At 54.2% G+C, this 11718-nt stretch carries 13 protein-coding genes; 5 read left to right on the plus strand and 8 right to left on the minus strand.

The annotated features are described in order from the left end of the window. The first annotated feature begins 67 nt into the window (after positions 1–67). Positions 68–1171 carry a PQQ-dependent sugar dehydrogenase gene (locus ACSEMK_RS02750; RefSeq protein WP_113374848.1) on the plus strand — a complete coding sequence of 368 codons (1104 nt, stop codon included), beginning with the start codon at positions 68–70 and terminating at the stop codon, positions 1169–1171. 5 nt (positions 1172–1176) lie between these two features. Here the strand turns inward: ACSEMK_RS02750 and ACSEMK_RS02755 are convergent, their stop codons facing one another. Beyond that, positions 1177–1803, minus strand: a complete 627-nt coding sequence (locus tag ACSEMK_RS02755) for a glutathione S-transferase family protein (RefSeq protein WP_087859996.1) — start codon at positions 1801–1803, stop codon at positions 1177–1179. Between the two features lie 256 nt (positions 1804–2059). Between ACSEMK_RS02755 and dacC the strand changes: the two genes are divergently transcribed. Further along, positions 2060–3262, plus strand: a complete 1203-nt coding sequence (dacC, locus tag ACSEMK_RS02760) for a serine-type D-Ala-D-Ala carboxypeptidase (protein WP_045396363.1) — start codon at positions 2060–2062, stop codon at positions 3260–3262. A 28-nt stretch (positions 3263–3290) separates the two neighbouring features. Here the strand turns inward: dacC and deoR are convergent, their stop codons facing one another. Together deoR and ybjG are read right to left on the minus strand one after the other, a co-directional pair. After that, positions 3291–4049, minus strand: coding sequence for a DNA-binding transcriptional repressor DeoR (deoR, locus tag ACSEMK_RS02765; RefSeq protein WP_015367546.1), 759 nt, complete (start codon positions 4047–4049; stop codon positions 3291–3293). An 86-nt stretch (positions 4050–4135) separates the two neighbouring features. Continuing rightward, a complete protein-coding gene (ybjG, locus tag ACSEMK_RS02770) occupies positions 4136–4729 on the minus strand; it encodes an undecaprenyl-diphosphate phosphatase (RefSeq protein WP_045359985.1) in 594 nt (197 codons plus the stop codon). A 303-nt stretch (positions 4730–5032) separates the two neighbouring features. Here ybjG and kdeA point away from each other — a divergent pair, with 303 nt between their 5' ends. After that, positions 5033–6265: a multidrug efflux MFS transporter KdeA gene (gene kdeA / locus ACSEMK_RS02775; protein ID WP_015367543.1), complete on the plus strand. Its 1233-nt coding sequence runs from the start codon at positions 5033–5035 to the stop codon at positions 6263–6265. Between the two features lie 40 nt (positions 6266–6305). On the opposite strand, the gene ACSEMK_RS02780 is transcribed toward kdeA, so the two are convergent. Both ACSEMK_RS02780 and ACSEMK_RS02785 read right to left on the minus strand, forming a co-directional pair. Beyond that, positions 6306–7118 carry a Cof-type HAD-IIB family hydrolase gene (locus tag ACSEMK_RS02780; protein ID WP_113374851.1) on the minus strand — a complete coding sequence of 271 codons (813 nt, stop codon included), beginning with the start codon at positions 7116–7118 and terminating at the stop codon, positions 6306–6308. Beyond that, positions 7118–8320 carry an MFS transporter gene (locus ACSEMK_RS02785; RefSeq protein WP_430914960.1) on the minus strand — a complete coding sequence of 401 codons (1203 nt, stop codon included), beginning with the start codon at positions 8318–8320 and terminating at the stop codon, positions 7118–7120. Before ACSEMK_RS02785 ends, ACSEMK_RS02780 begins: the two co-directional genes overlap by 1 nt. Before the next feature lie 113 nt (positions 8321–8433). On the opposite strand from ACSEMK_RS02785, the gene ACSEMK_RS02790 reads away from it, so the two are divergent. Beyond that, complete coding sequence (locus ACSEMK_RS02790; protein WP_087859991.1) at positions 8434–8988, plus strand: TetR/AcrR family transcriptional regulator; 555 nt, start codon at positions 8434–8436, stop codon at positions 8986–8988. Here ACSEMK_RS02790 and ACSEMK_RS02795 read toward each other — a convergent pair. Further along, positions 8981–9778 carry an SDR family NAD(P)-dependent oxidoreductase gene (locus ACSEMK_RS02795; RefSeq protein WP_430914961.1) on the minus strand — a complete coding sequence of 266 codons (798 nt, stop codon included), beginning with the start codon at positions 9776–9778 and terminating at the stop codon, positions 8981–8983. The two genes, ACSEMK_RS02790 and ACSEMK_RS02795, sit on opposite strands and share 8 nt — an antisense overlap. A gap of 210 nt (positions 9779–9988) precedes the next feature. On the opposite strand from ACSEMK_RS02795, the gene ACSEMK_RS02800 reads away from it, so the two are divergent. Continuing rightward, positions 9989–10210, plus strand: coding sequence for a hypothetical protein (locus ACSEMK_RS02800; RefSeq protein ID WP_087859989.1), 222 nt, complete (start codon positions 9989–9991; stop codon positions 10208–10210). A 75-nt stretch (positions 10211–10285) separates the two neighbouring features. Here the strand turns inward: ACSEMK_RS02800 and ACSEMK_RS02805 are convergent, their stop codons facing one another. Next, the gene (locus ACSEMK_RS02805; protein WP_430914962.1) at positions 10286–10621 is read right to left on the minus strand and encodes a hypothetical protein; all 336 of its coding nucleotides are present in this window, start codon (positions 10619–10621) and stop codon (positions 10286–10288) included. Positions 10622–10794: 173 nt separating this feature from the next. Next, entirely contained in the window at positions 10795–11493 is a 699-nt protein-coding gene (locus tag ACSEMK_RS02810; protein ID WP_087859987.1) for a DUF6216 family protein, read from the minus strand. Between the last annotated feature and the right edge of the window lie 225 nt (positions 11494–11718).

Raw genomic sequence — 11718 nt, forward strand, 5'->3', positions numbered from 1 at the left:
TAAAAATCCCCGCCTGACTGGCCATGCTGGCTACCCTTATCAGCAATGCTGACGAAAGGAGTGCGCCATGCGCCGATATCTAAAAATAACTCTCATGACTGTGCTGCTGCCCATGGCGGCGATGGCCGCGCCGCGCGTTGAGGTGCTGCAGGATAACCTCGACCACCCCTGGTCACTGGCGTTCCTGCCGGACAATGAAGGCGTGCTGATTACCCTGCGCGGCGGCGAACTTAAACGCTGGCAGCTCGATAAAGGGTTATCGGCGCCTATTCGCGGCGTGCCGAAGGTGTGGGCCAACGGCCAGGGCGGCCTGCTGGATGTGGCTCTGGCTCCGGACTTTGCTCAGTCGCGCCGGGTATGGCTGAGCTATGCCGAAGCGGGCGATGACGGCAAAGCGGGTACCGCGGTGGGGTACGGCCGCCTCAGCGCCGACCTGCAAAACCTGGAAGATTTTAAAACTGTTTTCCGCCAGCAGCCGAAGCTCTCTACTGGCAATCATTTCGGCGGGCGGATGGTCTTCGATGGCAAAGGGCATCTGTTTATCGGTTTAGGCGAAAATAATCAGCGCCCGACGGCGCAGGATCTCGATAAACTGCAGGGGAAAGTGGTACGCCTGACTGACCAGGGGGAAATCCCCAAAGATAATCCTTTCGTCGGCCGTACTGGCATCAGACCGGAGATTTGGGCTTATGGTATTCGCAACCCGCAGGGGATGGCGATGAATCCGTGGAGCGATACGCTGTGGCTGAATGAACATGGCCCGCGCGGCGGCGATGAGATCAATATTCCTCTGGCTGGAAAAAACTACGGCTGGCCGCTGGCGACGCACGGCATCAACTATAGCGGTCAACCTATCCCGGAAGCTAAAGGAAAGAGCGCGCCGGGTACCGAACCGCCGCTGCACGTCTGGCCGGTCTCCCCGGCGCTGAGTGGGATGGCGTTTTACAACGCGTCAACTTTCCCGCAGTGGCGGCACAAGTTGTTTATCGGCGCGCTGAAGGATGAGTCTTTGATTGTGCTCTCGGTGGACGGCAATACCCTCAGCGAGGAGACGCGGCTGTTAAAAGATCGCGGCAAACGCATTCGTGATGTGCGCGTCGGGCCCGACGGTTACCTGTACCTGTTAACCGACGAGCCTGACGGTGAACTGCTCAAGGTCAGCCCGGAGTAATCACCTCAGGTGACCGGGATCATGACCACGTCGCGGAAGGCCTGACGCTGCTGGATTTGCTGGTACCAGCGCTGCAGATGGGGCCGCGGCTGCCAGCTGTCGAGGATGGACAGCAGGTTATAAACGAACGGCGCCACCGCCACATCGCCAAGGCCGAACTCATCGCCGGAAAGCCAGGCATGCTTCGCCAGTTCATCGTCGAGCATGGCGAACAGCCCTTCACAGGCGTGAATACCTGCCTCAATGGCCGCCGGATCGCGCTGGTCCGGCGGCGTTCTGACCAGCCCCATTAATACCGGACGGTGCGCCGGCGATAGCGTGGCGTTGGCCCAGTCCATCCATTTTTCACCCTGCGCGCGCTGCGCAGGCGACTCTACCCACAGCCGGTTTTGCCCGTACTGCGCGGCAAGATAGCGAATAATGGCGTTGGATTCCCACAGCACCAGCCCATTGGTATCGTCTTTAAGTAGCGGCACCAGGCCGTTCGGGTTCATCGCCAGATACTCCGGGTCGTGATTGAGACCATACTCCAGCCCCGCCAGAATCTGCTGATAAGGAAGATCCAGTTCCGCCAGCACCCAGCGTACTTTCTTCACGTTGGTCGAATTATTTCTGCCCCATAACGTAATCATATCCGCTCCTGCATGTTATTTAATCGCCGTTGCAACATGGTGAGCAATCATGTTGGAATAAAGTTAATATTAAGGCAATCACGATCAAAAAAATTGCCTTGTTTTCAGCAGGCAGCGTCGTTATTGCGTAAACTTTAAAAACTTTACCAACTCGCTGTTTCTTTAAGGTCATTTGTACGCTTTACTCACCGCCTTGTGCTGTGCGGCAAGAGTGTTGCGGCATATTTTGTTTGGAAAGGATACTTGGGTGGCTCTTATGACGCATGATGCTTTTTCCCTTCGCGGCCTCGCGGCAGGCTGCGCGCTTTTACTTCTCGTGGCCCCTGCTGTGCAGGCGGCGGATCAACTTCCGGATGCGCCATCGATTGATGCGCGAGCCTGGATCCTGATGGACTATGCCAGCGGCAAAGTATTGAGTGAAGGCAATGCCGACGAGAAACTCGACCCGGCCAGCCTGACCAAAATCATGACCAGCTACGTGGTAGGCCAGGCGCTGAAAGCAGGCAAAATAAAACTGACCGATACGGTCACCGTCGGCCGCGATGCGTGGGCCACCGGTAACCCGGCGCTGCGCGGCTCATCGGTGATGTTCCTGAAGCCAGGCATGCAGGTATCGGTTGAAGACCTCAATAAGGGCGTGATAATTCAGTCCGGTAACGATGCCAGCATCGCCATTGCGGATTATGTCGCCGGTAGCCAGGATTCGTTTGTCAACCTGATGAACGGCTACGCGCAGAAAATCGGCCTGACTAACACCACCTTTAAAACCGTCCATGGGCTGGACGCGCCGGGGCAGTTCAGCACCGCTCGCGATATGGCGCTGCTGACCAAAGCGATGATCCATGATGTGCCGGAAGAGTACGCGGTACACAAAGAAAAAGAGTTCACCTTCAATAAAATCCGCCAGCCAAACCGCAACCGTCTGCTGTGGAGCACCAACCTCAATGCCGATGGTGTGAAAACCGGCACCACCGCCGGTGCGGGCTACAACCTGGTCTCTTCCGCCACCCAGGGCGATATGCGCCTTATCGCGGTAGTACTGGGCACTAAAACCGACCGTATCCGCTTTAATGAGTCCGAAAAACTGCTGACCTGGGGCTTCCGTTTCTATGAAACCGTTACCCCAATCAAACCGGATGCCACCTTTATTTCTCAGCGCGTGTGGTTCGGTGACAGTAATGAAGTCAAACTGGGCGCCGGCGAAGCCGGATCGGTGACTATTCCACGCGGGCAGTTGAAAAACCTGAAAGCGAGCTACAGCCTGACTGAGCCGCAGCTCACCGCGCCGCTGGCGAAAGGGCAGGTGGTGGGCACCATCGACTTTAAACTCAATGACAAAACCATTGAACAGCGCCCGCTGATCGTCATGGAAGAAGTGAAAGAGGGCGGCTTCTTCAGCCGCATGGTCGACTTCGTGCTGATGAAACTGCACGGCTGGTTCGGCAGTTGGTTCTCTTAAGCGACAGGCCGCGCCCTATGGGGCGCGGTTAGTACAGCAGTGAAATTTGCTTTTCTTTCGCCAGCGCCAGCAGATCGTCATCCGGGCGAACGTCGCTGGCGATGACGTCAAAACGCGATAACTCCCCCATCCGCGCCGGCCGCACTTTGCCAAACTTACTGTGATCGACCACCAGCACATGGTAGCGAGCATTATTCATGGCCCAGTGTTTCACCGGCAGCTCTTCCAGGTTATAGCAGGTCGCGCCTTGTTCGCAGTCGATCCCGGCGGCGGAGTAGTAGGCGATATCCGGGCTGAGGTGGCTCAGAGTATCCTGCAGGCTGAGCGGCAGAAAGATGGCGTTGCTGGCGTGGAATTCGCCGCCGCAAAGAATAGCGCGGCACAGCGGTTTTTCCTGCAAGGCGAGAAAGGTATTTAACGAGTAGCATACGCCGGTAAACGGCAGCTCGTTATCGATAGCGTCGATTATCCATGGCGTCGTGGTGCCGCAGTCAAAAAAGGCCATCTGATGCGCTTCAAGCAGCCCGGCGGCGTGGCGCGCGGCGCGGCGTTTTTCATCCACCAGACGGGTTTTCTGATCGCTCAGCAGGTAGTGCGTGGCGCTACGCGGCTCCAGCACAATATACCCGCCCAACAGCACCACCGGGCCGCTGTGGCCGTTCAAATCGCGACGAATGGTCATTTCCGACACGCCAAGCAGCGAGGCTGCTTCTTTCAGGTGAAGTTTATCGCTGCGCTTGAGTGCCTGAATGAGCTGGTTAATGCGTTCGTCACGACGAGTTTCCATATACCCTCTGAGCTAAAATCGCCCTGCAAGGGCAGGGCGTCAGCTTGATTTTACCCGGCAGCGAGGGGTTCGTCACCTGTCAGACGTTAGCCGCGTACCCAGCCTTTACGAATCGGCAGCGAGAAGCAGAGACGATACAAACGTTGCAGCCATTGGTAGAGGCCATGACCGCCGCTCTGCCACAGCAGTTGCGCCCCAAGGCAGCCGCACATGCCGGCCAGCAGCCCGCCCAGCATATCCAATGGCCAGTGTACTCCGAGATAGACGCGCGACCATGCAATCGCCGAGGCGATGACCAGCAGCAGCGCACCGGACCACACCCGGTGCCAGAATAAAAACGCCAGCGCGAAGGTAAAGATGACGGTGCCGTGATCGCTTGGGAACGAGTCATCCGCCGCATGATGCAGGAAGTTATAGCCGACGCCGTCAACAAACGGCCGGTCATGCGGAAACAGATGACCGATAACCCACGAAATAGACAGGCTCAGGGCCAGGGCCAGCATGACCTTGAATACCAACTGACGCTGGTTTGGCCCCCATAGCCACAGCGCCACCACCAGCAGCGGCACAATGATAATTAAGTCTTTGGCAATAAACGTGGCGACCTCAATCGCCCACCACGAGGAGGCCGGGGTGGCGTTAATCAGGGCAAACAGCGCGTAGTTGATATTTTCCAGCATGCTTCCAGTCTCTGGTTACGATGGCAATAAGCCGCTCACCTTATTGAAAGGAAACGATAAGGTAAAGCAGCATTGTCTTAATTATCAGTTTGTTACGAAATATACCTGTCAGATGCCCTTGCCAGCATGTCGACCGAAAAAGTATATCGGCTGTAATCTCATTGAAACATAAACGAAATATAAATATTCGTTTCATGCCGGAATGTGGGCTGGCGATATTTTTCATTGTTACTCACAATTCACTATCTCCACGGGTCGACTTTCATTAAACTTTGCGCGATTTTTTTTTAATTAAGAGATTGCATGCAGAATTATTCGCTATCAGGTAAACGCCTCGGTCGTCAGGCGTTGCTGTTCCCGCTGTGCCTTGTGTTATATGAATTCTCCACCTATATCGGCAACGATATGATCCAACCGGGTATGCTCGCGGTGGTGCAGGAGTTTCAGGTCGGCAATGAGTGGGTTCCCACCTCTATGACCGCCTATCTGGCGGGGGGGATGTTTTTGCAGTGGCTGCTGGGGCCGCTGTCGGATCGTATTGGCCGCCGTCCGGTGATGCTGACCGGGGTGGTGTGGTTTATCGTCACCTGTCTGGCGACGCTGCTGGCGCAAACCATTGAACAATTTACCCTGCTGCGTTTCCTGCAGGGCATCAGCCTGTGCTTTATCGGCGCGGTGGGCTATGCGGCTATCCAGGAGTCATTTGAGGAGGCGGTATGTATCAAAATTACCGCCCTGATGGCTAACGTCGCGCTAATTGCCCCGCTGCTCGGGCCGCTGGTCGGCGCTGCCTGGGTGCATATGCTGCCGTGGGAGATGATGTTTGTGCTGTTCGCCGTGCTGGCGGCCATCTCCTTTGTCGGGCTGCAGCGGGCGATGCCGGAAACGGCGACGCGGATGGGGGAAAAGCTGTCGGTAAAAGAGCTGGGGCGCGACTATCGTCTGGTGCTGAAAAACCTGCGCTTTGTCGCCGGGGCGCTGGCGACCGGTTTTGTTAGCCTGCCGCTGCTGGCGTGGATTGCGCAATCACCGGTCATTATTATCAGCGGCGAGCAGGCCACCAGCTATGAGTACGGCATGCTGCAGGTGCCGATTTTCGGCGCGCTGATCGCCGGCAACCTGGTACTGGCGCGTCTGACCTCGCGCCGCTCGGTACGCTCGTTGATTATTATGGGCGGCTGGCCGATTATGTTTGGCCTGCTCCTGTCGGCGGCGGCCACGGTCGTTTCGTCCCATGCTTATCTGTGGATGACCGCTGGTTTGAGCTTCTACGCTTTCGGAATTGGCCTGGCTAACGCCGGGCTGGTGCGCTTAACGCTGTTCGCCAGCGAGATGAGTAAAGGGACGGTTTCGGCGGCGATGGGTATGCTGCAGATGCTGATCTTTACCGTAGGCATTGAGCTTAGCAAGCATGCTTATGAGCTTGGCGGCAACGGCCTGTTCAGCCTGTTTAACCTGTTGGGCGGGGTGCTATGGCTGGGGCTGATTATTTACTTCCTGAAAGATAAAAGCGTCGGCAGTTCGCAGCAGGCGTGATACTTAGCAACCCGGATGCCCAAAGGCATCCGGGGTTTCATCAGGCGAACGGCGCTTCGCGATTCAATACCTTATCGATAATCTGCAATACGCCTTCTTCGTTATTATGCGGCGCATGATGACTGGCGACGGCTTTGACCTCCGCTTTGGCATTCGCCATGGCGAAACCAAAACCGGCATGCTGCAGCATTTCAATATCATTACCGCTATCGCCGAAGGCCACCACTTCATGGTTCTCAATGCCCCAGCGCTCTTGCAAAATGCGCAGGCCGTTGGCTTTATGCACGCCAGGGATGATTAAATCGATACTGCCGTAACCGGTGGCGACGGCGGTAACCATATCGCCCAGCGCCGCGTGTAGCTTCGGTTGAATTTGCGGAATCAGATGATCCGGCACGTTCAGGCCGAATTTGAGGATCGCGTCATCGAGATGGTTAAAATCATCCACCAGTTCGAGACGGTGATAGTACTTCGCCGCCACCGCTTTTAACTCGTCGTTATAGCTATTGAGCGTATAGGCGCTGCGTTTGCCGCAGGCGATAATTTCGATATGGGGCAGCGTTTGCAGGTGGTCGACGACGGCGTTGAAATGCGTCGTCGGCAGCTGACAGTTAAAGATATCCTCTTTACCGCTCACCACCCAACCGCCGTTTTCGGCGACGAAGGCGATTTCATCGACCAGCTCCGGGAAAAACGATATCAGCTGGTAATACTGGTTGCCGCTGGCGACCACAAAGCGAATACCCTGTTCACGCATGCGCTGATACTGCGCCAGAAAACGTGGGCGATTATAGGTCTTGGCATCGCTTAAAAAGGTGCCGTCCATGTCTACCGCAATTAGTTTGATGCTCATTAGCTATTCTCCATCACAGGTTCAGGCTGCGGTTTGGCTACCGCGCGGGCTACCAGCGCCGCCACCATCACCAGGCCAAGTACCACCATCATGGCGCTACGCAGGCCAAAGTGTTCGCCAAGGAAGCCCAGCAGCGGTGGCCCGACGAGGAAAGCCAGATAGCCGGTAATCGCCACGACGCTTACACGTTTAGGCGCATCCGGGCCGGTATCGCTGGCGGCGGAAATCGTCAACGGGAAACCAAGCGAAGCGCCGAGTCCCCACAGCAGTACTGATACCCCGGCAACCCAGGTGCTGTCGACAAAAATAATCAGCCCGATACCCAGCGCGCCCATTACCGCGCTGGCGCGTACGACGGTGACGCGGCTGTAGCGGTCGATAAACCAGCCGCCGGTGAAGCGGCCGAGGGTCATGCCGAGGGTGAAACCGGCGTAAATCAGCGAACCGGAAGTAGGGCTAAAGCCATGGCCGTCGACCATCAGCAGGGGCAGCCAGTCGTTAGCGGAACCTTCGGCAAAGGCCATTGCCAGCACGATCACCCCGATCAGCAACAGCTGCACGTCGCGCCAGACCGGTAGGCCTTTGGCCTTGCTATGGGCGGATTCGGCGGCGTTTTTGCCGGTACCGTCGGGGATGGCGCGAATAGCGATAACGATGGGGGCAATCGCTACCAGCGCGGCGATCAGAATATGCGGCGCGGCGGGCAGGCCAAAACCGGTCACCGCCATACCGATGCCGGCGCCCACCAGGGTGCCGAAGCTGTAAAAACCGTGCATCATCGGCAGCACGGTTTTATTCATTTCCCGTTCAACGGCGGCGCCTTCGACGTTAATCGCCACTTCCGCCGAGCCGAAGCTGGCGCCGAAGATAGCCAGCCCGAAGGCGAACAGCGGCGCGGAGGCGAGCCACAGCGCGAAGCTTAGCACCAGCATGCCCGCCACGGCGCACAACATGGTGGTGCGGATGACTTTACGGGTACCGAAGCGCTTCACCAGCCATGCTGAACAGAGAATGCCGCTCATCGAACCAATCGACAGGCCAAATAGCACCATCCCCATCTCAGCAGTGGAAAGGGTCAGTAAATCGCGAATCGCGGGCGTACGGGTGGCCCAGGAGGCCATCAATAAGCCGGGAATAAAGAAGAACATAAATAGCGCCCACAGCCGAAGCTGGAGGGCTTTGCGAGAAGTTTGCGCCGTCATCCATAAACGCCCGAGAAAGAAGAGTTGCAGACAACAGTAACAAGGTTGTGTACATTTGTACACATTCCGCTATCGCTTGATTTGCATAGCGCACAGAGGGGAAAAACACATCGATGACCCGCAGACCGAACGATCCGCAGCGGCGCGAGCGCATCCTGCAGGCGACGCTGGATACCATCGCCGCACACGGTATTCATGCGGTAACACACCGTAAAATCGCCAGCTGCGCCGGGGTACCGCTGGGCTCGTTGACCTATTATTTTAGCGGTATTGAGGCGCTGATTGAGGAAGCGTTTCGTAACTTCACCGTCGAAATGTCGGCGCAGTATCAGCAATTTTTCGACGGCGTCGGCAGCCGCCAGCAGGCCTGCGACGCTATCGCCGAGCTTATCTTCAGCGCTCAGGTGACCACTGCGCGTAATATGGAGTTAATGTACCAGCTGTACGCGTTTTGCAGCAGCCGACCAGCGCTGAAAGCGGTCATGCAGAGCTGGATGCTGCGCAGCCAGCAAACGCTGGAGCAGTGGTTTGAACCGGCGACGGCGCGTGGACTGGATGCGTTTATCGAGGGGATGACGTTGCACTTCGTGACCGATAGCGCGCCGCTGTCGAAAGCGGCGATTCGCCTGATGGTCGCGCGGCTGGCAGGGGAGAATGGCGCTAGCTAAGCGTCGCCCCCGCGGTGACGTTAACCACCGTGGCGGTCATCGCCGCCGCCGACGGTGAGGCGAGAAAGGTGATGACCCCAGCTATCTGCGCAAGCGTTGGCAACCGCTGCAGCATCGTGCCGTGCGCCGCACCACCCAGCCACTGTTCAACGCTCAAGCCCAGCGCCTGCGCTTTAGGCGCAAACACCTCGGCAGTATAAGAACCCGCCAGCACCGCATCCGCTATTGCGTGCGACCGCACGCCGAGCACGCGGATATTTTTCGCCCCCAGTTCGCTGGCCAATGCTTTGATAAAGGCTTCCATTGCGGCGCAGCCGACGATATGGCCAAGGTGTCCAGGAACGGCCATCGTCGCGGAAGGAGGAATAGTGGTAATAATGACGCCCTCGCGTTCGCCACCCATCCACGGCGCTACTGTCTTAGCAATAGTAAATTGGGCATCAAGAAAGGGGACAAAACCTTGGTGATACTCGGTAAGGGATAATTGTTCCAGCGTTTTCCCCTGATCGTGGAGAAAGCCCGTTGCATTAACCACAATATCAATCCCGCCGGTTCTCCCGGCCAGGTTGGCCACCTGCGCGCCAGTTTGCTCGCCATCCAGCACATCCAGTTGCAGAGTCTCGACGATACCTCCAGCGGCGCGAATCTCAGCCGCCGCCTTTTCCAGCTTATCCGCCCGCCGGGCGGCTAGAAAGATCCGCGCGCCTTCTTTCGCCATGGCAAGCGCCGCCGCGCGGCCAATCGCGCCGCTGCCGCCGAAAATTACCACGGTCTTATCTTTAAGCAACATGGAGAGCGCCTTATGTGGGAGTGGGATCAGCAAAGTATGGGTGAAAAAACAGACTGTGCAAGGAGGGGCTACTTACTTTTAGTGATTGGTTTCTTATTAGGTTTTTGTTTAACTTGTTGATTTAATAAGGAAATATTTTAATTATTACTGGCTAATAGACGCGCTTTTGATTAGCCTTGGGTTACCTGATGCAGGGATAAGAGAGATCCAATGAAACCAAAAAGATTCTCTTCAAGCTATGTATGTAAAAAGATCTGTATTCATGCAATCAATATATTTGAAGCTGTCGGAACAGGCAGCTTCTCTATCGCCGCTGTGGTTTGTTTTATTGCTCTGGATGGCTGGTTATTCAAGCTGGGTGGTTTCGCCATCTGTTTTACGCTGGTGTGCTTGATAAGCTTTATCGCCGATTATTTAAGAGGGGATATTTAAGTGGCATGTTGAGGATATATCAGTTATACAATATAGGGAGAACGTATCGTACTGATGAAAAAATTGCGTGTTAAATTAATTTGGGTAGAGTTTCTTTCTTAAGAATGTTATCGCTTTCCATGAAAGCGGATAAGGGGTAGCTAATAGTGCAAAGGTGCAGCAAACTGCAGTCACAGCAAAGTAAGCCAGCCCATTACCGGTATCATTAGTCAGCATCGCGTAGCTACAAAAGATAAGCAGGGCAATGATAATAATACAGGACATGTAAAAACGACGTCTCAGTTCTTTCAACAAGGCCTGCAGGCTTTGATCTTTACGTTGTGGACTCTCAAGTCCTTTTCGCAGCATATTAATCTCTTTGCTGGTAAAACCGTGCTCCTGAAGTTTTTGTTCCTGCTGTACATCAATCATATTTTTACCTTCAACCGAAACACCTCTTAATCGTTGCGGACAATAATATCAACAATTATTGCAGGATGATAGGCTCTGCAGTTCCAGTAACAATATTACCGGAACTGGTAATATACGTCGTGCAAATGACAAATGTTACAGAGTTCTCACCCCCTAAGCTAAAGGCTGGAATGCTATGTTAGATAGTCATAGGCTTTTTCATGCTCCCGGATAATAAATTTTTTAAGTCTGAGAGTATATATTAACGTCAATGTTAAGCTGGTTATGAACCATAGACAGCCAACGGTAATGATCGAGATGAGAAAGGTGATGACAGGTTTGTTATGAGTGGTATCTTTAATAGATTTCATTATGTTCTCTTTGTCATCCGCATTGGTGAAGGAATCACAAATAAATCTCCCCAGTTGTGGTGTTATTATTTTATTATTTACCAGGTGCGAGGCCTCGCCAGAGATACAGCTTTTTTCTGTGAGATGCCAGGAGGGATGGAATGCGTGTTCTGATGCTTCTGTTTCCGAGATTAAAAACCACTCATCCGTTTCTTTAAGAATTAAAGATGTCCAGCCCGGACGTATTTGTAATAGCTTCACGCCATAATATGAACTGGTTGCTAAACTGCCGAAAAGAAATAATAAGACGATGGAAAACAATATCACATTTGCGCGAGTCAGCCTGGGTATCTCTTTTGTTGATATTTTGATCATGAAAAAGCGAATTCTCCATGTGCTTAATTTGGCTTTTTTATATATATCATCGATGTCATCTAAAGGTTTGTTTAAGTAATTTAAAATGGCTTTTATGATGGGCAGGGCGGCGATAACCGTCCCTATCATTTCTTTGCTGAATATATTTATAAGACTTTGAGTTAACATCTGAATTCCTTATCAGTAGAAGTAAAGTATCAACACTACGTTTTTACATAGCAAGATAAGTACGTCAATTCAATAGCAGTAACTATCAAATGTTAAGGAAGTGCTTCTCTGCGAGGCGAAAGCAAGACCAGAGACTTTTGTTAAGAGTGGGGCGGTTTTGACGGGAAGGTCATCGCATGCAGAAACGAGTCATCAACTAAGAGGTTGATTCTAATGAAGCTGAAC

Source organism: Klebsiella sp. K-3 (assembly GCF_051207495.1).
In the GTDB taxonomy this organism is placed as follows: domain Bacteria; phylum Pseudomonadota; class Gammaproteobacteria; order Enterobacterales; family Enterobacteriaceae; genus Klebsiella; species Klebsiella aerogenes.

Excerpts from the sequence above, each read along its gene's own strand:
- ACSEMK_RS02750 (WP_113374848.1), top strand. The coding sequence starts at position 68 with ATGCGCCGATATCTAAAAATAACTCTCATGACTGTGCTGCTGCCCATG.
- ACSEMK_RS02755 (WP_087859996.1), bottom strand. The coding sequence starts at position 1,803 with ATGATTACGTTATGGGGCAGAAATAATTCGACCAACGTGAAGAAAGTA.
- dacC (WP_045396363.1), top strand. The coding sequence starts at position 2,060 with ATGACGCATGATGCTTTTTCCCTTCGCGGCCTCGCGGCAGGCTGCGCG.
- deoR (WP_015367546.1), bottom strand. The coding sequence starts at position 4,049 with ATGGAAACTCGTCGTGACGAACGCATTAACCAGCTCATTCAGGCACTC.
- ybjG (WP_045359985.1), bottom strand. The coding sequence starts at position 4,729 with ATGCTGGAAAATATCAACTACGCGCTGTTTGCCCTGATTAACGCCACC.
- kdeA (WP_015367543.1), top strand. The coding sequence starts at position 5,033 with ATGCAGAATTATTCGCTATCAGGTAAACGCCTCGGTCGTCAGGCGTTG.
- ACSEMK_RS02780 (WP_113374851.1), bottom strand. The coding sequence starts at position 7,118 with ATGAGCATCAAACTAATTGCGGTAGACATGGACGGCACCTTTTTAAGC.
- ACSEMK_RS02785 (WP_430914960.1), bottom strand. The coding sequence starts at position 8,320 with ATGACGGCGCAAACTTCTCGCAAAGCCCTCCAGCTTCGGCTGTGGGCG.
- ACSEMK_RS02790 (WP_087859991.1), top strand. The coding sequence starts at position 8,434 with ATGACCCGCAGACCGAACGATCCGCAGCGGCGCGAGCGCATCCTGCAG.
- ACSEMK_RS02795 (WP_430914961.1), bottom strand. The coding sequence starts at position 9,778 with ATGTTGCTTAAAGATAAGACCGTGGTAATTTTCGGCGGCAGCGGCGCG.
- ACSEMK_RS02800 (WP_087859989.1), top strand. The coding sequence starts at position 9,989 with ATGAAACCAAAAAGATTCTCTTCAAGCTATGTATGTAAAAAGATCTGT.
- ACSEMK_RS02805 (WP_430914962.1), bottom strand. The coding sequence starts at position 10,621 with ATGATTGATGTACAGCAGGAACAAAAACTTCAGGAGCACGGTTTTACC.
- ACSEMK_RS02810 (WP_087859987.1), bottom strand. The coding sequence starts at position 11,493 with ATGTTAACTCAAAGTCTTATAAATATATTCAGCAAAGAAATGATAGGG.